We start from the raw sequence: 20,192 nt of genomic DNA, 5'->3' as shown, positions 1-20,192 counted from the left end.
CCCCCTCGGAGCTGTCAACCGCGGTGCGGCGCACTCCACTTGTGAACGTCCCGGCTCCGTGTCACGCGTGCGGCTGCCACGCCGTGACGAGGTCCAGCAGTCCGGGAAAGCGGGAGTTGAGGTCCTCGACCCGCACATGGCTGCGGCGTTCGAGTCCGTACTGCCGCTGACGCGTGACGCCCGCCTCGCGCAGGGCTTTGAAGTGGTGCGTGAGGGACGACTTGGGCCGGTCGAGGCCGAACCATCCGCAGGGGTGGTCGAACCGCTCGGACTCCAGCAGCAGTTTGCGCACGATCGTGAGCCGCAGCGGATCGCTGAGCGCGGCGAGCACGGTCTCCAGACGCAAGTCCTCCACCGCGGGCTCGGGCAGCGGCTCGGGAAGACCGGGCGGCTCCGGCAGCGGGGGAGTGGCGGCGGTTCCTGCGGCGACGGACATGCGCGGCTCCTCGTGACGCGACCCGGCTTCCTCGGGCGGGATCGAATTCCTTGTACGAGTTCTATCGTACTACCTGCTAAGTTCGACTTGACTCGTACAAGGGGTGTCGGGAGGAACGGTCATGCCCGGACAACGAACGGCGCAGGTCAGCGCGGTGTCGACAGAGAGGGGCGGGGCGAGCGCGGCTCCGCTGTGGTGGGTGTGGCTCGCCGCGTGGCCGGTCACAGCGGTCTTCGTCCTCTCGAACGCGGCGACCCCGCTCTATGTGCTCTGGCAGCGCGACATCGGCTTCTCCCAGGGCACGCTGACCGTGGTCTTCGCGTTCTACATCGTCGGACTGCTCGGGTCCCTGCTGGTGTGCGGCGTGGTCTCCGACCGGCTGGGCCGCAAACCCGTGCTGCTTCCCGCGCTGGGACTCGCCCTGGCCGCGTGCCTGATCTTCGCCACCGCGACGAGCGTCGCCGCACTGATCGCGGCCCGGCTGTTCACCGGCATCGCGGTGGGCGCCGTGGTCTCCGCCGGGATGGCCGCCGTGAGCGACGTGGCCGGACCCGACCGCAAGCGGGCCGGTGCCCTGCTCGCCTCCTGCGCGATGGTCTTCGGCGCGGGTCTCGGCCCGCTCCTGGCCGGGGTGCTCTCCGAGACGCTGCCCGCGCCCACGGTGACGGTCTTCGCGGTGGAGGCAGTCCTGTTGCTCACGGCGGTGCTCGCCGTGCTGCGGATGCCGTTGAAGCGCCCTGCGGTGCCCGCCCATGGCGTCTGGATCCGGGTACCCGGCGTGCCGACGGGCAGCGGGCGCCAACTCGCGCGGGGCATCGCCGTATTCGCCCCCGGCATCACCGCCACCTCGTTCGTGCTGTCGCTCGGCCCGTCGCTCCTGACCGGTCTGCTGCACGCCACCAGCCGTGTCGTCGCGGGCGCCCTGGCCTTCGTGATGTTCCTCGCCGCGACCGGCGTGCAGTTCGCCGTCCAGCGCCTGGACCGGCGCACGGTACTGCTGTTGGGCGCCACGGCGACCGCGCTGGCCATGACGGCGCTGATCACGGCGGTCGGTACGGCATCGGTCGTCGCATTCGTCCTCGCGGCGCTGCTCGCGGGCGCGGGCCAGGGAATGGGTCAGCTCGGCGGCCTCTCCCTGCTCAACTCCGCCGTGCCACCGGCACGCCTGGCGGAAGCCAACGCCGCGCTGAACGTGGGCGGTTACCTCATGGCCGGCATCCTCCCGGTCCTGGCGGGCTACCTCAGCGACGCGGTCGGGCTGACGACCGGGACGACGGCGTTCGGGGCAGTACTGCTCGGGCTGGCGATGGCGGGCGGCGGGATAGTGCTCGCGGGCGGACGCCGGGCGAAGCGGCGCCTCAACTGACCTGTCGCTGACCCTGCTTGGCCAGGTAGATCGACAACGCGCGGCGGCCATGGCGTCGATACAGGGCGATGGCTGCCACGTCGTCCCCGATGGCGGCACGGCGCGTAGACGCTGATGTCGCACAGCCCCGCCCGGAGTCAGTCGTCCAGGCAACCCTGCCCCGGCGCGATCAGCCCCGTCTCGTAGGCGAAGACGACGGCCTGGACACGGTCGCGGAGGTCCAGTTTCGACAGGATGCGGCCGACGTGGCTCTTGACCGTGGTGGGGCTGAGGAACAGCCGGGAGGCGAGTTCGGCGTTGCTGAGGCCCGTCGCGAGGAGACGGAGCACCTCGAGTTCGCGCGGGGTCAGACCGGACACGTCACGGTGCGGGGCGATGGTCTGCGGTTCGGTGCGAGGGGCGAAGCGCTCGATCAGCCGACGGGTGATGGCGGGCGCGAGGAGGGCGTCGCCGGTCCGCACCAGGCGCAGGGCGGAGACCAGATGCTCGGGGCTGACGTCCTTGAGCAGGAAGCCGCTGGCTCCGGCCGTGAGCGCGGCGTAGACGTAGTGGTCGAGGTCGTACGTGGTGAGGATGACGACCCGGGTTCCGTCCGGGGCGGCGTCGGCGAGGATGCGCCGGGTGGCCTCGATGCCGTCCATCTCCGGCATCCGGATGTCCATGAGGACGACGTCGGGCCGCGTACGCCGCACCGCAGCGACCGCCTCGGCGCCGTCGGCGGCCTCGGCCGTCACTTCGATGCCGTCCGCGGCCAGGATCATCTTGAAGCCGGTACGGACGAGGGCCTGGTCGTCGGCGATGACGGCGCGCAGTGGCGCCCGGTCCGCGGTCATTCCGCGCTCCGTGGGATGAGGGCCGTCACCCGGTAGCCGCCCGACCGGGTCGGTCCGGCCGTCAACTCGCCCCGGTAAACGGCCAGTCGCTCGCGCAGCCCCAGGTGGCCACGGCCGTTGCCCGGCACCGGGGGAGCATCCCCGGCGCCACCGGTGTCCGTGATCTCGATCTCCAGACGGGCGTCGGTGTGACCGATCACGACGGACGCCTGCGCACCACGCGCATGCTTGATCGTGTTGGTCAGCGCCTCCTGTACGACGCGGTAAGCCGCGAGGTCCACCCCCGGCGGCAGCGGATCCCGCGGCAGCGACACCCCGACGCTCACCGGCGTACCGGCGGCGCGCACACGGGCGACGAGCGCGTCGAGCTGCGCGAGCCCCGGCTGTGGTTCCAGACCGTCGGGCCGCTCGTGATCCGGAGCCACCAACAGTCCCATCACATGCCGGAGTTCGGCCATCGCGGCCCGGCCGCCCGCCTCGACGGCCAGCAGCGCCTCCTTGGACTGCTCGGGCGCCATGTCCATCACCTTGCGAGCCGCGCCCGCCTGGATCACCATCACACTCACATTGTGGGTCACCACGTCGTGCAGTTCGGCGGCGATGCGCGCCCGCTCCTCCTCGACGGCGCGGCGCGTGGCCTCCTCCTGAGCGGCCTGCAGCTCCGCCACCCGGTCCCGGCTGGACGCCAGCCGCAGATGCAGAAAGCGGACGAGACTGGCCAGCATCCCCGCCACCAGCAGCACGAATCCCGGGCTGGACCATGCGGGGAGCAGGGGCTCCGCATGGCGGAAGGCGAAACCGGACAGCGTGGCGGCGAGCACCAGCACGGCGATCGCCGCCGTCCGGTAACGGCTGTACACGACGGCGCCGTAGGCCCCGACGACACAGGCCAGCACGGTGATCCAGGAGACGGAACCGCCGATGGCCAGCGCCGCGCCCAGCACCACCACGAACGAGGTCAGCGGATACCGGCGCCGGGCCGCCAGCGGCAGCGTCGACAGGACGACCAGGGCCCACGGCACGGAGGCGGGCTCCTCCTCCACCGGCACCTGATCAGGGCCGGGCGGCGGAGGCGGCGCCGGAATCCCCGTCCCGACGTCCACCACAGGCGGATTGACGTCCACCGGCCCGCCGCCGGGACAGCGCACCGCCACGAACAGAGCGACGACGGTCAGCAGGACGGCGAGCACCACATCGGCCCACACCGCGCGCCGGGACAGCGGGGCGCCCTTCGCCTCCGGGCGCAGCGCGTCCACGAGCTGCCGAGTCCGGCCGCACCGGTCTTCCGTCACCATCCGTGCATTGTGCTGCGCACTCCGCCCGGCCCGCATCCGCCTTCCCGACCAGGGCATTGGCCCACGGGACTACTCCTCAAGGACGAGTCCGCGGCCAATTCCTCCGCAGGGAGGGCCGGATGGGGGTTCCGCGGCCGACGCGCCCCCACACGCGGTCGCTCTACGTTCCGAGGACCGGCAACGGCGGGTGTCTCCCGCGAACGTGAGGACGGACGACTCATATGCAGCAAGTGATCGAACTGGAGCGCGTGGCGAAGCGCTACGACGGCTCTGGCAGACCGGCGCTCGGACCGCTCACGCTCGACGTCGCGAAGGGCGAGTCCCTCGCCGTGACGGGCCCGTCGGGCAGCGGCAAGTCCACGCTGTTGAACCTCGTCGCGGGCCTGGACAAGCCGACCGAGGGCGCCGTGACCGTGGCCGGGCGACGGATCGACCGGTTGAGCGAGCACGCCCTCGCGAAGTTCCGTCGCGAACACATCGGCATGGCCTTCCAGTTCTTCAACCTTCTCGACGACCTCACCGTCACCGACAACATCCAGCTTCCGGCCCGGCTGACCGGCGCAAGTCGGCGCGATGCCGCGGCCCGCGCGGGTCAGCTCATGGAGATGCTGGGCATCCAGAAGCACGCCCGCGCCTACCCCGGTCGGCTGTCCGGAGGCGAACGCCAACGGGTCGCGGTCGCCCGCGCGTTGGTCAACCGGCCCGCGCTGCTGCTCGCCGACGAACCCACCGGAGCGCTCGACACCGCCTCGGGTCAGGACGTCCGCGATCTGCTGCTGGAGCTGAACCGCGCCGGACAGACCATCGTGCTGGTGACACACGACCTGGCACTGGCGCGGGAGTGCGCGACCCGCACGATCCACCTGGTCGACGGTCACGTGGCTCTCGACACTCCTGTGCAGGCCGTCCGATGAGCCTGTCCGGTACCGGCGCGCTCGGCCGGGTCGTACGCTCCGGGCTGGGACGGCGGCGGGTGCAGACGGTGGTGATCGCCGTGGCCGCGATGATGGCCGTGGCCTCGGCCGTGGTCGCCGGGGCGCTGATGGTCGCCGCGGCCGCACCCTTCGACCACGCGTTCGCGAAGCAGCAGGGCGCGCACCTCACCGCTCAGTACGATCCCGCCAAGGCGAGTGCGGCCACGCTGGCAGCGACCGGAAAGCAGACCGGCGTCACCGCGAGCGCGGGACCGTACCCCGCCACGACGTTCCGCCCGGTGGACCGGACCGGCTTCCCTCTGCCGACGCTCACCCTGGCCGGGCGGTCCGGCCCGGACGCCGACGTGGACCGGGTGGAACTGAAGTCGGGCCGGTGGGCGCGGAAGCCGGGCGAGATCGTGCTCGGCGCGTCCTTCGAGGGGCCCTCCGCCGAGATCGGCTCCACCCTCAAGGCGTCGGACACCGCCGACGCCCCCGCTCTCACGGTCGTCGGCTTCGCCGTGTCGGCAGGTGCGTCCGCCGACGCCTGGGCGACCCCGGCGCAGGTCCACACGCTGGCGGCACTCGGCAGCCCTGTCACGCTTCAGATGCTCTACCGCTTCCACTCCGCGAACACGAAGGAGCAGATCCTCGCCGGCCGGGCGAAGCTCGCCGCCTCCGTGGAGCCGGGGGCATTGCTGGGTACGCAGTCCTGGCTGGACACCAAGCGTGCCGCGGACCAGGGCGCTGCGGCGACCGTCCCGTTCGTGATGGCTTTCGGCGTGCTCGGCATCGTGATGTCGGTGATCATCGTCAGCAGTGTGATCAGCGGCGCGGTCGGCACCAGTCTGCGCAGGATCGGCATTCTCAAGGCGATCGGGTTCACTCCGCGTGAGGTCGTCCGCGCCTACGTGGCCCAGGCGCTGATTCCGGCCGGAGCCGGCATCGCCGCGGGCGTGGCGCTCGGCAACCTCCTGGCGGTGCCGTTGCTCGCGGACACGGCGTCGGTGTACGGCATGGCCTCGCTCTCGGTGGCCTGGTGGGTGGACGCGGTGGTACCTGCCGCCGCACTGCTCGTCGTCGCACTCGCGGCGCTGGTTCCGGCCCTGCGCGCCGGGCGGCTGCACACGGTCGAAGCCCTCGCGGTCGGCCGGGCGCCGCGCACGGGACGCGGGCAGTGGGCGCACCGGGCGCTGGGACGGCTGCCGCTGCCCCGGCCGGTGACCTACGGCCTCGCCACCCCCTTCACCCATCCGGTCCGTGCCCTCGCGCTGCTGCTCGCGGTGGCGTCCGGCACGGTCGCGGCGACCTTCGCGGTCGGACTGACCTCGTCCCTGAGCGCGGTGGGCGCCTCGCAGGACCCCGAGAGCCGCGCCGCGGTCACGGTCACGACGGTCGGGCTGGACAACATCGCCCCTCCGCCACCGCCTCCCGTGGGGGACGGCGCGACCGGCTCCGCCCCCGTCCGCACCAGCACGACCGGCACGTCCCGGCCGAAGGCCGCCGACCCGGCGAAGGTGCGGGCCGCCGTCAAGTCCCGGGCGGGGCTGGAGTCGTACTACGGCAAGCTCCGGACCGAGGTCGCCGTCGCCGGTGTCTCCGGGCCGGTCCGGGCCGAACTGTACGAAGGCGACGCCGCCTCCGGCAGCTACGACCTGCTCTCCGGGCACTGGATCACCGGCAGGGGGCAAGTCGTCGTACCCGCACGCTTCTTGGAGCGGACCAGCACCCACGTCGGTGACACGGTGCGGGTGACCTACGAGAAGGACAGCGCCGACCTGCGGATCGTGGGGGAGTCCTTCGACACCTCCGGCAACGATCCGGCGATCCACGCGAACATCGCCGACTTCCCGTCGGCCGAGCCCAGTTCGTTTCTCGTCCGGGTGAAGCCGGGCGTCTCGGCCGACGCGTTCGCCCGCGAACTAGCGTCTGTTGTACGGCCGTTGGGCGGTGACGCCACAACCGCCCCGCCCCCGGATCAGAAGGGAACTCTCCTCGTCATGGACGCGATCGCGGTGCTGCTCACCCTCATGCTGCTGTGCGTGGCCGGTCTCGGCGTGCTCAACTCCGTCGTCCTGGACACCCGGGAACGCGTCCACGACCTGGGCGTCTGCAAGGCGATCGGCATGTCGCCCCGGCAGACCCTGAGTCTCGTGCTCGCCTCCGTCACCGCGATCGGCGCGCTCGGCGGTCTGCTGGGCGTACCGGCGGGCTGTCTGCTGCACCGTGTCGTCATGCCGGTGATGGGGCACGCCGTGGGCACTGGAATGCCGCCGTCGATCCTCGATGTGTACGGGCCCGTTGAGCTGCTCCTGCTGGGGCTGGGCGGGGTCGTGATCGCGGTACTGGGCGCGCTGATCCCGGCGGGCTGGGCGGTCAGGGTGCGTACGGCGACGGCACTGCGCACCGAGTAGCGCCCGGCAGGTCGTCTCGCGAGCGAATCGAGGACCGGACACAGGTCGACAAGACGACATCACCACCACCATCATGATCATCGGATCGGATCGGATCGACGGAGGCTGCTGTTGTCCTCGCTACACGACTTCGCCACCTGGGAGCCGCTGCTGCGGCTCCTGCCGACCACCGACGCGCGGACACCCGCGGCGCCGGGCGGATACGCGGCCGGAAGCATCAGCCACGGCTCGTGGAGTGTGCCCGTGCCCCGGCGCCTTCCACAGCCCGGCCGTGCCATGCAGGTGTCGGACATGCAGGAGGAACTCGACGCCGTCACGCGGGTGCAGGCCGCGCTCACCGAGGCCGGGAGGGCTGACGTCGCGTTCGTCGCGGAGATCTCCGCGAGCGGGAAGGCGGCGCTTCATCTGTTCGACCTCGGTCCCGCCGCCGACCCCGGCATCGGCAGCGCCCACCCGGGCGCGCTGCTCCTGGTCGAGGACGCCGTCCCCGAGCCGTGGCGCCGTCTGCCGGAGAACTTCCCGAGGGCGCGGTCGGCCCCGTCCGCGGACCCCGCGTTGCTGGAGCACACGCTGCGTGAGCGGATACCCGACGCGATCGGTGCCACCGAGGAGGAGATCGCCGCCACGGAAGCACGTCTGGGCGTGACACTCCCCGAGGAGATCAAGGCGCTCTACCGGGTGACGCGCGCCAACTGGGAGGACTGGGACGACGATTACGAGAAGGTGGAACGCGTATTCGACGCCGTCGGCTTCGAGCTGGGCTCCCTGGACGGTCTCCACGTCGCGGAAGTACCGCACCGGCACTTCCGCTGGGAGCACGGGGCTCTGCAGGCAGCCGTCACCGCGCCCGAAGCCGCCGTGCAGGACCTGGTCGGCTCTCCCGGATGGATCGTCATCGGCGACACCGGGGGAGGGGACCGGATCGCCGTCGACCTGACCCCGGGCCCGCGCGGCCACCTCGGGCAGATCATCGTGCTCGACCACGAGCAGAGCATCGGCGCCGACCTCTACGCCGAGTCCCTCACCGATCTGGTGCTGCATCCGGGCCGGGACTGGTACTCCGGCCGCAGCAGGGACCAACTCCCTTACGTGGCACGGGTACACCATCAGAGCCTCAGGAGCGTCGAGGACGCGGCCCACCCCGACCTGGAGGTCCTGAGCCTCGGCGTGTGGGACGGAGAGCCGTTCAGCCTGGCTTCCGTCGTCGGGCTGCCCCGCCTGCGCACCCTGTCCGCCTACCCCGGCACGCTCGCCGACCCGCTCCAGATCGCCGGTCTGACCGAGCTGGAGTTCCTCGAACTCCCGCCGGAGGACTGGCGCGTGCTGCTCGATGCCGGTGCGGTCCCGCGCGGGCTGTCGGCCGCCGCGATCAGGGCTTACGGCGACCGGGACCCTCGCGTGATCATGTCCCTGGCCAACGAGATCCTCGCCCTCTGGGACCGTCCCCTGATCACCGAGACGGTCATCGACGGCACGCTGTAGCGACTGGACCGCTCGATCACAAAGCGACGGTCACAAAGCGACACAGAACGGCTGAATAGGGACGCCGCATAGAATCCCCGACATGCCCCTGCGACTCGTGCAGACGAACATCAAGGCTGTCGACGCCCGGGCGCTCGGCCACTTCTGGTCCGAGGCGCTCGGCTGGAGCGCCTACACCCCCGGCGTCACCACCTACGTCGGACCGCCCGGCGGCCTTGTCTGGCCCGACCCGGTCGTCCTCGGGATCGACATCGTCCCCGTCCCGGAGCCCAAGCCGGCGACGAAGAACCAGCTGCACCTCGACCTCGCCACCACCTCCGTGACCCACCAGACGGAGCTGGTCGCACGCCTCCGCGCTCTCGGTGCCGCCCCCGTCGACGTGGGACAGGGCGACGTCCCGTGGACGGTCCTCGCCGACCCCGAGGGCAACGAGTTCTGCGTGCTCGAACCCCGTGAGGTCTACCGCGACACCGGGCCCGTCGCCGCAGTGGTGGTCGACTGCGCGGACCCGCGGGCCATGGCCCGGTTCTGGGGCGAGGCGACGGACTGGACCCTGCACGAAGTGACCGACGACAAGGCGGCGTTGCGCTCCGCCGGAGGCGGCGGACCGTACCTCGAATTCCTCCGCACACCCGGCGCGAAGACCGTGCCCGACCGCACCCACCTCGACCTGCTGCCGCACCCCGGCGACGACAAGACGGCGGAGGTCGACCGCCTCCGAGCCCTCGGCGCCACCGACCTCGACGTCGGTCAGGGCGACGTTCCGTGGACGTGCCTGGCCGACCCGGAGGGGCACGAGTTCTGCGTCCTCGCTCTCCCCTGACGCGGAGGGCGCGGTGGCGATGGAGGTCGGCGCTAGGGGAACGCCCGAGAAGTCACCCGCCCTGCCACGCCGCGACCCAACGGTCAGCGCAGACCCAGCAGTTCGGCCAGGTTGCCCCCGAGCACCCGCTCCCGCACTTCCCCGCGCGGCGTCACCCGCTCCACCGTCGTGCGGGCGACCACCGGATCGCCGTAGGGCGCGTCCGAACCGAAGAACGTACGCGTCGGAAGCTCCCGGATCGCCAGCCGCACGGCGAAAGCCAGCGGGGCGGTGGAGAGTTCGAGATGGAGATTGGGTGTGTCCCGGGCCAGCTCGATCGCCTCCAGCCAGTTCGCACCGGCCAACTGGCTGATGACCAACGGCACTCGCGGATAGCGCGCCGCCAACCCGGCCAACGTGCGTACGTCCGCCGCCGTCGTGGGTGCGTACCCGTGCACGACCACCGGGAGACCGCCGTGTTCGTGGGCCGCCTGGAGCACCGGTTCGACGAGGTCGGCGCGGTCCGGTGGAGGGGTCAACTCCCCGATGCCGTAAAGCCCGCGCCCGACCACGTCCCGCTCCACGGCGGCCAGGGTCTCTTCGACTGGACGCCCCAGCCGGACGGATCCGAACCCGAGGAAGCGATCGGGGTGCGCGGCGAGCGCCGCGTCGAACTCCCTCCAGGCGTCGGCGAATCCGTCATCCGCCCCGCCCTTCAGCGCACCTTCCAGCACGCTCATCTCCCGCCGGAGCGAGGCCACGTCCGTCGCCCGCTCCGGATGCGGACGGGTCAGGAAGAGGACGGTGCGGTCCACCCCGGCGTCGTCCAGTGCGGACAGATGCGGGCCGAGCGGGTCGTGGACGTGGCTGTGGGCATCGAGGATCATGGGCACCTTCCCAGGAGGACTGCCGGAACGCCGAGCGGCCGGGACAGTGTGGGACCTTGACACCATGAGAAGGTCAAACGAGAGGAACGCCCCGTGCTGATCGGAGAGTTGGCCCAGCGGACCGGCACCGGCGAACGCCTGCTGCGCCACTACGAACGCGCGGGGCTGCTCCACCCCGACCGGCTCCCCAACGGCTACCGCTCCTACGGCCCCGAAGCCCCCGCCGACGTCCACCGCATCCGCGCCCTCCTCGCCGCCGGACTGCCGACGCGGATCATCCGCCAGGTCCTGCCCTGCACGACCGGCACCGCCGCCGTACACCCCTGCCCCGGCATCCTCGACGCCCTCCGCGACCAACTCCGCACACTCGACCGACGCGCCGAGGAGCTGGCAGCGGCCCGCAGGGTCCTGCGGGAGACCATCGCGGAAGCGGAGAGCCGCTAGCGGTGACCGTCTCGGCCGGGCGGTCCCCACTGGAGCTTCGCCCTGGAGCCGAGCCCTGTAGCACACCTCGGCGAACGCCGCCTCGTCCTGCCGGGCATCGACGCGTCCCGGGGCAGGCGGGCGGTGACGGTGTGGAGCGTCGGTGGTACCGGTGCGCCCTAGAACGCGGCCGCCTGCACAGCTTCCGCACCCGCCCCTGGAACCGCGCCCCGGGTCCCGACGAGGGGTATATGACCGTCAGCATGACCCCGCTCCGGCCGTAGGCATCACGCCGGACGGCGCGACCCGCTCAGCACCCGCACGCCACAGACCCGACCGGCCCCGTCAGCCCGTCGACCGCGTGCCGTTCGACACCCGCCGCCGTCTCCACCGGGAACCCCTCCCGGATCCAGTACTCGACGCCCCCGATCATCTCCTTGACCCGGTAGCCGAGCCGGGCGAGCGCGAGCGCCGCGCGGGTGGCTCCGTCGCACCCGGGTCCCCAGCAGTAGGTGATGACCGGCACCGAGGGGTTGAGCAACTCGGCGGCGCGCGCGGGGATTTCGGCGCCGGGCAGATGCACCGCCCCCGGAATCCGCCCCTGTTCCCAGCCCTCGACGCCACGCGAGTCGACCAGGACGAATCCCGGGTCGCCGGATTCGAGTGAGGCGTGCACGTCGGAGACGTCCGCCTGGAAGGTCAGACGCGCGGTGAAGAAGGCGGCGGCTTCGGCGGGGGAGGCGGGCGGTACCCGGAGCGCCGGGCTCGTGTCGCTGTCGGTCATGGGAAGGACCCTACGAAGCACGCCGCCGGGCCGGAACCGAAGATCCACGGCGTGACAGACCACCACCGGGGAATCCCGTGGCGATAATCGCGCATGACCGTTGAATCCCTCGACGACACCGACCTGCGCATCCTGGCGGTCCTCCAGCGCGACGGACGGGCCAGCTACGCCGAGCTGGCGCGCGCCGTCTCGATGTCCCCCAGCGCCGTCACCGAACGCGTCCGCAGGCTCGAAGAGAGCGGCGTGATACGCGGGTACGCCGCGGTCGTGGACCCCGAGCGCCTCGGCCTCGGCATCCTGGCCTTCGTCCGGCTGCGCTACCCGCACGCCAACTACAAGCCTTTCGAGGACCTCCTCGCCACGACCCCCGAGATCCTGGAAGCCCACCACGTCACCGGCGAGGACTGCTTCGTCCTGAAGGTCGCCGCCCGCTCCATGCGCGACCTGGAACGGACCAGCGGCCGCATCGCCGGTCTCGGCTCCGTCACCACCAGCGTCGTCTACTCCAGCCCGCTGCCCAACCGCCCGGTCACCGCGGCGAGTTCCTGACGACGCCACCGCGCGGGTGCCGACCCCACCTGGTCCGGTCCTTCTTAAGCGCGGGTTAATCGGCCCTTAAACGTTCTTGGGCGCCGCACGCAATTGCCCAGCTAACCGCAGCTCAGGGGGATTTGGCCCCGCCGCGACGGTTGGCCGGGGCAATTGAACGTGCGTATGGTCAGGGCCCACCAGCGGGCGCCCCCGCACACAAGAGAGCGCTCTCAGGCCCCAGTTGGCCCCAGCGCCCTGCGCCCGGTGTGCACCGCACGACGCCCGAAGCCGCACACACTCCCAGGGCAGCCCGGACAGGCTCCCCGTGCACAACCTCTGACAGACCAACAACTTCCCGAAACAGTCCCCACCCGCAACTCCCCCCACAGACAAGGTGTTTCCCGCCATGGCCGCTCATCGCGCACGCCGATGGTCACTCGCAGGGCTGGTGTGTCTGATCACCGCCGCTCTCGCCTCGGCCGTCCTCTACACCACGACCGGTCCCGCCGCGCACAGAGCCGACGCCGCGTCCGCCCTGACCTGGTCCGACGACTTCGACGGCCCGGCCGGCAAGGCGCCCGACTCGTCCAAGTGGACGCTGGAGACGGGCGGCAACGGCAACGGCAACCACGAGCTGCAGTACTACACGAAGAGCACGGACAACGCGGCGCTCGACGGCAAGGGCAACCTCGTCATCACCGCCCGCAAGAACACCGACTCGGGCCTGCAGTGCTGGAACGGACCCTGCCAGTTCACCTCGGCCCGGCTCAACACCGCGCAGACCTTCACCCAGAAGTACGGCCACTTCGAGTCCCGCATCAAGATCCCGCGCGGCAAGGGCATGTGGCCCGCCTTCTGGATGCTGGGCGACAACCTCGGCAGCGCCGGCTGGCCCGACAGCGGCGAGATCGACATCATGGAGAACGTCGGCAACGAGCCGAGCACGGTGCACGGCACCATCCACGGTCCCGGCTACTCCGGCGCGAACGGCATCGGCGCCCCCTACAACGCGCCCGACGGCAAGGCGTTCGCCGACGACTTCCACGTCTTCGCGGTCGACTGGAGCCCCAACGCCATCACCTGGTCCGTTGACGGCCACGCCTACGAGACCCGCACCCCGGCCGACGTGAACGGCAACAAGTGGGTCTACGACCACCCGTTCTTCATGATCCTCAACCTCGCGGTCGGCGGTGACTGGCCCGGCAGCCCCGACGGCGGCACCTCCTTCCCGCAGACGATGACCGTCGACTACGTCCACGTCTCCGCCTCGGACCAGCCCACCTCCGGTGGCGGCAGCGGCACCGCCCGCACCGGTGCCATCAAGGGCATCGGCGGCATGTGCGTGGACGTCGCGGGCGCCTCCGACGCCGACGCGACCCCGATCCAGTTGCACGACTGCAACGGCGCCGACGCCCAGAAGTGGACCCTGGGCACCGACGGCACCGTCCGCGCCCTCGGCAAGTGCCTTGACGTCAAGGGCGGTTCGACCGACAACGGCGCCGCCGTCCAGCTCTACCGCTGCAACGGCAGCAAGGCACAGCAGTGGGGCTACAGCTCCGCCCGCGACCTGACCAACGTCGGCGCGGACAAGTGCCTTGACGCCAAGGACGGTTCGTCGTCCGACGGCACCCGCCTGCAGATCTGGACGTGCGGCGGCAACGCCAACCAGAAGTGGACCGTGGGCTGAACCGAGCCGACCCGGCGGGACGTATCCCGTACCGATCAGGCTCTCAACCCGCCTGCGCAACAAGCGACTTCACCTCCCCCCACCGAGCACCCGGCCCCACCCCGGGTCCCCACCGCAAGGAGCCCCTCGCATGACGCCTCGTCACCAGCGCAACCTGACCCGTCGCAAGCTGATGATCGGCCTCGGCGGTGCCGCCGTCGCCATCCCCGCCGCTGCCGCCATCGCTCCCTTCGCGCTCGCGGACCAGCCCGCCAACAAGACCAAGGCGGCTTCCGGCGCGCTCCCGGTGACCGTCGTCAACAACACCGGCTCGTTCGACAACGGCAACATCCACGTCTACGTCGTCGGCAACCAGGACGGCAAGCAGGTCCGCCTCACCCCGGACGGCACCCTCGCCCCCATCGCCGTCTCCGACAACGGCGCCGACGGCTTCACCGACTACGCCATCTCGCTCTCGGGCACCGAGACCAAGCTGTCCCTGCCCTTCATGTCGGGCCGCATCTACGTCTCGCTGGGCGACAAGCTCAAGTTCAAGGCTGTGACCGACGGCAACGGCAACGCCGCGCTCCAGTTCCCGGCCGGCTGGGTCAAGTCCGACCCCAACTTCGGGATCCTGCACGACTGCGCCGAGTTCACGTACAACGCGAGCGGCATGTTCTGCAACACCACCATGGTCGACATGTTCAGCGTGCCGATGAACATCCGCCTCACCGGCGAGAAGGACCAGACCACGGGCGCCATCCGCGACGGCGGCCGCGCCGCCGCCTTCGCCGCCGTCAAGCAGGTCGAGGACTTCGCGGGTCTCGTCGTGGACGACAAGCGCATCATCGCCCCCGGCCACGGCCTGGACGCGGGCATCTTCGCCAAGGACTACTTCGCGCCGTACATCGACGAGGTGTGGTCCACCTTCACTGGCAAGGACCTCAAGATCACCACCAATGCCGGTACGTTCACCGGCCGGGTGCGCGGCGACAAGTTCACCTTCGACGGACCCGCCTCGGTGTCCTTCGACAAGCCCTCCACCCGTGACGTCCTCTTCTGCGACGGCAAGCTCGCCGCCCCGAACGACGGCACCACCGGTCCCGTCGCCGCCGTCCTCGGCGCCGGGTTCAACCGCTCCACGCTGCTCACCGACACCGCGCAGCCCAGCACCGACGCGGCCGCCTTCTACAAGGCCGAGCTGACCAACCACTACTCCAAGGCGATCCACGAGGCCACCAAGGACGGCAAGGCGTACGGCTTCGCCTTCGACGACGTCGCCGACTTCGCGTCCTTCATCCAGGACACCTCCCCGGCGGGCTTCACCCTCACCCTGACGGCTTTCTGACCGTCCCCTCCGCCGCACCCGACGGCCGGAACCCCGCACCCGGGGTTCCGGCCGTCTCCCGTGTCACTCGCCCTCGTGCCACAACCCCCCGGCCAGCGCCGCGTCCAGCTCCCGCTGCAACTGCACCGCCTGCACGATGCTCCCGGTCAGCGTCCTGCGCAGGACCGGATCGGTGATCCCCCACGCGTTCATCGCCTCGTCGGGGGAGAGGGACGCCAGCGCGGAGAACACGGTGGGGGAGAACGGGTCGATGCAGGGCCCCTCGTGCAAGTGGGGCGCGTGGACGTGCGTTTCCTCGACGAGGGACTCCCGTACGGGGGACACCGCCCGCCGCTCCCCGCGCTCGGCCTCCCTCGGCCCGCGCTGCGCGGGGATGATGCCGCTCTCCATCAGCATCCGGCCGTGATCCAGGTTGAGTACGGCCGCCCAGGTCGCCAACTGCGCGGGCAGCGGCAGGGTCTTGCCGTCCAGCGTCCGGCTGATCGTCGTCAGGCTCAGCCCCGTCACGGCCGCCAACTGCGCCCGTCCGCCCTGCCGTCGGCGTACGTCGTACCCGGCCGCCGTCGCGACCGCGGTGAGGTACGCGCCGACCCGCCGCGCCTGGGCCTGACGCCCGCCCCGGCTTCCGTGGAGATCCTCCGTGCTCCGCATGTCGGGAGGGTAGCGCGAGCGCGCTACGGGCCCTGTGAGTTGCATGCGTGCACTTTCGCAGGTCAAGCACCTAGATCCACATTTCCGCAGGCCACAAGGTCAATCTCGCATCTGTGTGCGAATCAGAATGCCCTTGCGTCACGTGAGTTGGGCAACTTGCATACGTTGCGTGCGCGGGGGCCAGCCGCGCGGCGCACGTCCCTGAGGGGGTCGTTTGACCATGCTCCGTCTCCATATGACCAGACTCCTCGACAAGGCGGGGGAGTTCGGTGACGCGAGTGTCGCCGACGTGGCACGGCGCACCGGCATCAGCAGGTCGACGCTCCACCGCCTCGCGGCCGGCACCAAACAGCCGAGCCTGCCGACGCTGTGGACGCTGCGCGGCGTCTATGGCGTCTGCATGGACACCCTCGTCTACGACGACCCGCACCCGTCGCAGGAGCCCCCCGGCGCACCCCCGGCCGCGATGGCCACCCAACTGACAGACCCGGGAGCAGACTTTGACCACTTCCCCCCAGACCGGCCCCGCCCCCGCCTCCCTCACCCCCAAGGAGCCGGCGCTCATCACCCGCGCCCGGCACGGTGACCCCGAGGCGTTCGGCGAGCTGTACCGATCGCACCGCGGTGTCGTCGCCGCGTTCATCGGTCGCCGGGTCAGATCCAACCCCGCCCTGGCCGAGGACCTCACCTCCGACGTGTTCGTGAAGGCATGGTCCAAGATCTCCACCTTCCGCTGGACGGGCACCCCGATCCGCGCCTGGCTGTGCACCATCGCCCACCACGTGGTCGCCGACCACTTCAAGGTCGCCGCGACCCGCCGCCTGACCTTCGTGGACCAGATCACGCACATCGGCGACACCTGGGCGGTCCCGGTCAGCACCGCCGAGGACACCGTCCTGTCGACGCTCGACGTGGACGGCCTCCTCGACGCCCTCGCGGGCATCACCCCCCGCCAACAGGCGGTGATCCGGCTGCGGTTCCTGGACGAGATGTCGATCAGCGAGACGGCCCGCACGCTGGGCACGACGGACGGCGCGGTCAAGACGCTGCAGTGGCGCGCCCTGGGCTCGCTGCGCAAGGCGTACACGGGGGCGGCGGCATGACGGACGACTTCGACTTCAGTGGCGTGGCCGGTATCGAGCGGGAGCTGGCGGACCGGCTGGCTCGCGTGGCGCGCGCGTTCGTGGCCGAACTCCGGGCGGAGGGGCGGTTGGTGGAGCCTGGGAGCGCGGGGCGAGGGGAGGGCGGTCGTTTGGACCGGCCGCCCGAGCGAGTGGTCCGGCTGACGCCGCGTCAGGGTCCGGCGCATTTTCAACGGGTCGGATCTGAAGCCGACTTGAGAGCGTCTGCCTCGGAGGTCCGCCTTGTCTCCGACGCGGTCTCACCGGGTATGTCCGATGTGCCGGACCAAGAGGTCGCCGCTGTTTCGGAGTTGGCGTCGCCGCTGATGTCGGGGGGACGCGACGCCGTGTTCGTACCGGACCCGGCGGTCCCGTCCGTCCAAGTGCCGTCCGAGGTGCCGGACTTCGCGGCCGTCCCGGAGCCCGCCGTACCGGTGATGTCCCCGGCGCTCGCCGCGGAGGCTCCGCCCGATCCGGCGGCGCGGCTGGAGCCGGTGCCGACGCCGCCCGCCGGGATGCTGCGGGGCGCGATCACGCTCCCGCACACCCGCCGCCACGCGCCCACCGCGCCGCCCGAGGACCCGGCCCCCGTGCCGCGCCCGCTGCCGGAGCGGCCGACGCCCGCCGACGAGGACGTGCAGCTCGCGGTACCCGAGACGGAGCCGGGGGAGGGGACCGCCGGTCCGATGCTGCTCGCGGGGCGGCTGAGGGTGGAGAGCGCGGGCCGTCTGGAGGTCACGCAGATCACGGCGGACGCGGAGCGAGTGGGCGTGCACATCCACGCGCTGGGCCTGGCGGACTGGGAGTACTGGCTGGCGGTGATCGGTGTGCCGCCGGACGTGCGGACGCTGCGGGTGGGCGACACGGAGGTGGTGACGGGCCGTATCGAGGGCACAGAGGTCCGCCTGACCGCCCACGAGGTGCCCCGCCTGCTGGACGAGGCGTCCCGCACGCTGGTGACCCCGTACCGCCTCGGCGGCCGCGTCTACGACCTGGCCCGCTCCCTCACCGACCGCCACGGTCGCTCGTGGCGCTATCTGGGCCGCGACGGGGAGGACGGCACCCCCCTGCTGGCCCTGTCGGGCACGGACGGTCCGCCGATGCCGCTGGGCACGCTGGTGGCGACGCGGGGCCCGCTGACCTGAGGCGCGCCGGAGGGCCCGGCTCCCGAGCGGTGCCGGGGAGCCGGGCCCGGGCGGCGAGACGGAGGTCACGCCCCCAGCTCAGCGACCCACCGGAGGGTCCCCCTCCCCGCCGTCCCCGCCGTCCTGCTCGATGCGGTTCATCCGGGCGGTGACGTCGTCGACAAGGCGTCCGAGGAGGCGGGCGAGGTCGTTGCGGTCCTGCTCGGACCAGTCCGCGACGGCCTGGGAGAACCAGCCGACGAGGGAGGCGGCGTAGCGGTTGGCGGCGTCGGCGCCGTCGGAGGTGGGCTCGATGAGGCTGGCGCGCCGGTCGTGGGGATCGGCGATGCGCCGTACGAGACCCCGGCGCTCGAGCTCCTGGATCTGGCGGGTGACATGCGGGCCGACGACCTGCATCCGCTCGGCGATCTCCCCGACGCGCAGCGGCCGGTCGGCCATGTGGAGGGTGACGAGCACGCCCATGGCGGGCCGGTCGAGCGAGAGCCCGGCGGCCGCGGTCGCGCGTTCCGCGAGGCGGCCGCGGTTGAGGGCGTTGCTCAACTGCGCGAGCCGTGGCACGACGGCGAGCACGTCCGCCGACGGCGTGTCCGATGGTTCGGCGTTCACATCAACTCCACTTGCATACCTAACTTAGGTATCTATATGCTCGGGTCCGAAGGTGTCCCAGGGGTGCCTGCACCCCCAAAAAGGATACCTAAAGTACGTATCTTTGGCCTGTTCCGGAAGGACCCCCGCAGTGAACCACTCCGCGAACCGCACCGTCCTCATCTCCGGCGCCAGCATTGCCGGGCCCGCCCTCGCCTACTGGCTCGACCGCTGCGGCTTCGACGTCACCGTCGTGGAGAAGGCTCCCGCGGTACGGGGCGGCGGCTACGCCATCGACATCCGCGGCACCGCCCGCGAGGTCGTCTCCCGCATGGGTCTCCTGCCGCGCCTGCGCGAGGCGCACGTCGACACCCGCAAGCTGTCCTTCGTCGACGCCACCGGCGCCCCCATCGCCTCCCTGCGCCCCGAGTCCCTGACCGGCGGCGCGGAGGGGCTGGACCTGGAGGTACGCCGAGGCGACCTGGCCGACGCGCTGTACACCCCGATACGCGACCGGGTCGAGTTCGTCTTCAGCGACTCCATCGCGACCCTGGACGACCGGGGCGACGCGGTGGACGTCGTCTTCGACAGCGGCATCCGCCGCACGTTCGACCTGGTCATCGGTGCCGACGGACTGCACTCCAACACCCGGAGCCTGGTCTTCGGCCCGGAAGAGCGGTTCCACCGCTACCTCGGCTACACCTTCGCCGGTTTCACCCTGCCCAACGACTTCGGACTTGCCCACGAGGGCGTCATCTGGAACACCCCGGGCCGCGCGGCGGTCCTGTACGCCCACGAGCCTTCGGACCGCCTGCACGGCTTCCTCACCTTCACGCAGGCGGTGCCGCCGTACGAGGCGTTCCGCAACCCCGGCGCGCAGCGCGAACTGGTGGCCAAGACGTTCCCGGAGCACGTCTGGCACCTTCCCCGGCTGGTGGAGGCGATGGGCGAGGCGGAGGACCTGTTCTTCGACATCGTCAGCCAGATCCACATGCCCACGTGGTCCCACGGCCGGGTGGCCCTCGCGGGCGACGCCGCCCACGCGACGTCCTTCCTGTCAGGCCAAGGCTCCAGCGTCTCCCTGGTCGGCGCCTACGTCCTGGCAGGCGAACTGGCCCGCCACGCCGACCACACCGAGGCGTTCGCCGCGTACGAACGCCTGACCCGCAACTTCGTCGAGCAGAACCAGGCCCTGGCGACAACGGGCGGCTCCTTCGTCGCCCCCAGCACCCCCGAAATGCTCGCCGCCCGCAACGAGGCGCTCCGCGACACGGCGACGCTCACGGGCGCGGAGGGGCGCGCGGCGAACACGGCGATGCGGTTGCCGGAGTACGCCGAGGTGGGCTGAGGGCGGCGTCGGGCCCCGGCGGTTAGGGAAGACCGTATCTGCCGGGGCCTGGTGTGTGGTGTTCAGCGGGTGGTGGTGACCCGCTGTTCCTTCAGGGAGGCGCAGTTGGAGCCGGTGATCTGGATGTAGATGTTGTGGATCTGGCCGCCCCAGTCGACGCA

Annotated in this window: 20 protein-coding genes; 13 read left to right on the top strand and 7 right to left on the bottom strand. The window is 71.4% G+C overall.

Annotated features, from left to right (window positions below; translation table 11 throughout):
* Positions 1-61 precede the first annotated feature (61 nt).
* On the bottom strand, positions 62-436 hold the full coding sequence (locus IF655_RS28785; protein ID WP_199588080.1) for a helix-turn-helix transcriptional regulator: 375 nt from the start codon (positions 434-436) through the stop codon (positions 62-64).
* A gap of 121 nt (positions 437-557) precedes the next feature.
* Between IF655_RS28785 and IF655_RS28780 the strand changes: the two genes are divergently transcribed.
* On the top strand, positions 558-1,802 hold the full coding sequence (locus IF655_RS28780) for an MFS transporter (RefSeq protein ID WP_242488975.1): 1,245 nt from the start codon (positions 558-560) through the stop codon (positions 1,800-1,802).
* Positions 1,803-1,939: 137 nt separating this feature from the next.
* On the opposite strand, the gene IF655_RS28775 is transcribed toward IF655_RS28780, so the two are convergent.
* The gene (locus tag IF655_RS28775; protein ID WP_199588079.1) at positions 1,940-2,635 is read right to left on the bottom strand and encodes a response regulator transcription factor; all 696 of its coding nucleotides are present in this window, start codon (positions 2,633-2,635) and stop codon (positions 1,940-1,942) included.
* Positions 2,632-3,930: a sensor histidine kinase gene (locus tag IF655_RS28770; RefSeq protein WP_199588078.1), complete on the bottom strand. Its 1,299-nt coding sequence runs from the start codon at positions 3,928-3,930 to the stop codon at positions 2,632-2,634. The genes IF655_RS28775 and IF655_RS28770 overlap by 4 nt, the downstream gene beginning before the upstream one ends.
* A 221-nt stretch (positions 3,931-4,151) precedes the next feature.
* Here IF655_RS28770 and IF655_RS28765 point away from each other — a divergent pair, with 221 nt between their 5' ends.
* The 4 genes from IF655_RS28765 to IF655_RS28750 all read left to right on the top strand — a co-directional run bounded on the left by IF655_RS28765 (position 4,152) and on the right by IF655_RS28750 (position 9,563).
* The gene (locus tag IF655_RS28765; RefSeq protein WP_199588077.1) at positions 4,152-4,844 is read left to right on the top strand and encodes an ABC transporter ATP-binding protein; all 693 of its coding nucleotides are present in this window, start codon (positions 4,152-4,154) and stop codon (positions 4,842-4,844) included.
* Entirely contained in the window at positions 4,841-7,258 is a 2,418-nt protein-coding gene (locus IF655_RS28760; protein ID WP_199588076.1) for an ABC transporter permease, read from the top strand. Before IF655_RS28765 ends, IF655_RS28760 begins: the two co-directional genes overlap by 4 nt.
* Positions 7,259-7,369: 111 nt before the next feature.
* On the top strand, positions 7,370-8,740 hold the full coding sequence (locus IF655_RS28755; protein WP_199588075.1) for an SMI1/KNR4 family protein: 1,371 nt from the start codon (positions 7,370-7,372) through the stop codon (positions 8,738-8,740).
* Between the two features lie 82 nt (positions 8,741-8,822).
* A complete protein-coding gene (locus IF655_RS28750) occupies positions 8,823-9,563 on the top strand; it encodes a VOC family protein (protein WP_199588074.1) in 741 nt (246 codons plus the stop codon).
* A gap of 83 nt (positions 9,564-9,646) precedes the next feature.
* Here IF655_RS28750 and IF655_RS28745 read toward each other — a convergent pair whose 3' ends face one another.
* Positions 9,647-10,429 (bottom strand): amidohydrolase family protein, encoded by a 783-nt coding sequence (locus IF655_RS28745; protein WP_199588073.1) that lies wholly within the window; start codon positions 10,427-10,429, stop codon positions 9,647-9,649.
* Between the two features lie 93 nt (positions 10,430-10,522).
* Here IF655_RS28745 and IF655_RS28740 point away from each other — a divergent pair, with 93 nt between their 5' ends.
* On the top strand, positions 10,523-10,873 hold the full coding sequence (locus tag IF655_RS28740; protein ID WP_199588072.1) for a MerR family transcriptional regulator: 351 nt from the start codon (positions 10,523-10,525) through the stop codon (positions 10,871-10,873).
* A gap of 289 nt (positions 10,874-11,162) precedes the next feature.
* On the opposite strand, the gene IF655_RS28735 is transcribed toward IF655_RS28740, so the two are convergent.
* Entirely contained in the window at positions 11,163-11,636 is a 474-nt protein-coding gene (locus tag IF655_RS28735) for a rhodanese-like domain-containing protein (RefSeq protein ID WP_199588071.1), read from the bottom strand.
* Positions 11,637-11,729: 93 nt separating this feature from the next.
* On the opposite strand from IF655_RS28735, the gene IF655_RS28730 reads away from it, so the two are divergent.
* The 3 genes from IF655_RS28730 to IF655_RS28720 all read left to right on the top strand — a co-directional run bounded on the left by IF655_RS28730 (position 11,730) and on the right by IF655_RS28720 (position 15,181).
* Entirely contained in the window at positions 11,730-12,185 is a 456-nt protein-coding gene (locus tag IF655_RS28730) for an Lrp/AsnC family transcriptional regulator (protein ID WP_199588070.1), read from the top strand.
* 388 nt (positions 12,186-12,573) lie between these two features.
* Positions 12,574-13,854, top strand: coding sequence for a glycoside hydrolase family 16 protein (locus IF655_RS28725; protein ID WP_199588069.1), 1,281 nt, complete (start codon positions 12,574-12,576; stop codon positions 13,852-13,854).
* Between the two features lie 130 nt (positions 13,855-13,984).
* Positions 13,985-15,181 (top strand): beta-1,3-glucanase family protein, encoded by a 1,197-nt coding sequence (locus IF655_RS28720; protein WP_199588068.1) that lies wholly within the window; start codon positions 13,985-13,987, stop codon positions 15,179-15,181.
* Positions 15,182-15,244: 63 nt separating this feature from the next.
* On the opposite strand, the gene IF655_RS28715 is transcribed toward IF655_RS28720, so the two are convergent.
* Entirely contained in the window at positions 15,245-15,832 is a 588-nt protein-coding gene (locus IF655_RS28715) for a transcriptional regulator (protein WP_199588067.1), read from the bottom strand.
* Between the two features lie 220 nt (positions 15,833-16,052).
* Between IF655_RS28715 and IF655_RS31840 the strand changes: the two genes are divergently transcribed.
* Genes IF655_RS31840 through IF655_RS28700 form a run of 3 tightly spaced genes read left to right on the top strand, consistent with a single transcriptional unit; the run spans position 16,053 to position 18,098 of the window.
* Positions 16,053-16,418: a helix-turn-helix domain-containing protein gene (locus IF655_RS31840; protein ID WP_374100416.1), complete on the top strand. Its 366-nt coding sequence runs from the start codon at positions 16,053-16,055 to the stop codon at positions 16,416-16,418.
* A complete protein-coding gene (locus IF655_RS28705) occupies positions 16,333-16,935 on the top strand; it encodes an RNA polymerase sigma factor (protein ID WP_199588065.1) in 603 nt (200 codons plus the stop codon). The genes IF655_RS31840 and IF655_RS28705 overlap by 86 nt, the downstream gene beginning before the upstream one ends.
* Positions 16,932-18,098, top strand: coding sequence for a BN159_2729 family protein (locus IF655_RS28700; RefSeq protein WP_199588064.1), 1,167 nt, complete (start codon positions 16,932-16,934; stop codon positions 18,096-18,098). The genes IF655_RS28705 and IF655_RS28700 overlap by 4 nt, the downstream gene beginning before the upstream one ends.
* A 78-nt stretch (positions 18,099-18,176) precedes the next feature.
* Here the strand turns inward: IF655_RS28700 and IF655_RS28695 are convergent, their stop codons facing one another.
* Positions 18,177-18,704, bottom strand: a complete 528-nt coding sequence (locus IF655_RS28695; RefSeq protein ID WP_199588063.1) for a MarR family winged helix-turn-helix transcriptional regulator — start codon at positions 18,702-18,704, stop codon at positions 18,177-18,179.
* A 130-nt stretch (positions 18,705-18,834) separates the two neighbouring features.
* Between IF655_RS28695 and IF655_RS28690 the strand changes: the two genes are divergently transcribed.
* Positions 18,835-20,031 (top strand): FAD-dependent monooxygenase, encoded by a 1,197-nt coding sequence (locus IF655_RS28690; protein WP_199588062.1) that lies wholly within the window; start codon positions 18,835-18,837, stop codon positions 20,029-20,031.
* Positions 20,032-20,192: the final 161 nt, after the last annotated feature.

The organism is Streptomyces sp. DSM 110735 (assembly GCF_016482685.1).
In the GTDB taxonomy this organism is placed as follows: Bacteria; Actinomycetota; Actinomycetes; order Streptomycetales; family Streptomycetaceae; genus Streptomyces.
The sequence above is the reverse complement of the archived record's forward strand: the minus strand, read 5'-3'. Positions and strand labels throughout refer to the sequence as shown.

What these genes read in the sequence shown, in the direction of transcription:
- IF655_RS28730 (WP_199588070.1), top strand. Translation starts at nt 11,730, where the DNA reads ATGACCGTTGAATCCCTCGACGACACCGACCTGCGCATCCTGGCGGTC.
- IF655_RS28760 (WP_199588076.1), top strand. Translation starts at nt 4,841, where the DNA reads ATGAGCCTGTCCGGTACCGGCGCGCTCGGCCGGGTCGTACGCTCCGGG.
- IF655_RS28720 (WP_199588068.1), top strand. Translation starts at nt 13,985, where the DNA reads ATGACGCCTCGTCACCAGCGCAACCTGACCCGTCGCAAGCTGATGATC.
- IF655_RS28780 (WP_242488975.1), top strand. Translation starts at nt 558, where the DNA reads ATGCCCGGACAACGAACGGCGCAGGTCAGCGCGGTGTCGACAGAGAGG.
- IF655_RS28785 (WP_199588080.1), bottom strand. Translation starts at nt 436, where the DNA reads ATGTCCGTCGCCGCAGGAACCGCCGCCACTCCCCCGCTGCCGGAGCCG.
- IF655_RS28765 (WP_199588077.1), top strand. Translation starts at nt 4,152, where the DNA reads ATGCAGCAAGTGATCGAACTGGAGCGCGTGGCGAAGCGCTACGACGGC.
- IF655_RS28745 (WP_199588073.1), bottom strand. Translation starts at nt 10,429, where the DNA reads ATGATCCTCGATGCCCACAGCCACGTCCACGACCCGCTCGGCCCGCAT.
- IF655_RS28735 (WP_199588071.1), bottom strand. Translation starts at nt 11,636, where the DNA reads ATGACCGACAGCGACACGAGCCCGGCGCTCCGGGTACCGCCCGCCTCC.
- IF655_RS31840 (WP_374100416.1), top strand. Translation starts at nt 16,053, where the DNA reads ATGCTCCGTCTCCATATGACCAGACTCCTCGACAAGGCGGGGGAGTTC.
- IF655_RS28750 (WP_199588074.1), top strand. Translation starts at nt 8,823, where the DNA reads ATGCCCCTGCGACTCGTGCAGACGAACATCAAGGCTGTCGACGCCCGG.
- IF655_RS28770 (WP_199588078.1), bottom strand. Translation starts at nt 3,930, where the DNA reads ATGGTGACGGAAGACCGGTGCGGCCGGACTCGGCAGCTCGTGGACGCG.
- IF655_RS28715 (WP_199588067.1), bottom strand. Translation starts at nt 15,832, where the DNA reads ATGCGGAGCACGGAGGATCTCCACGGAAGCCGGGGCGGGCGTCAGGCC.
- IF655_RS28725 (WP_199588069.1), top strand. Translation starts at nt 12,574, where the DNA reads ATGGCCGCTCATCGCGCACGCCGATGGTCACTCGCAGGGCTGGTGTGT.
- IF655_RS28700 (WP_199588064.1), top strand. Translation starts at nt 16,932, where the DNA reads ATGACGGACGACTTCGACTTCAGTGGCGTGGCCGGTATCGAGCGGGAG.
- IF655_RS28775 (WP_199588079.1), bottom strand. Translation starts at nt 2,635, where the DNA reads ATGACCGCGGACCGGGCGCCACTGCGCGCCGTCATCGCCGACGACCAG.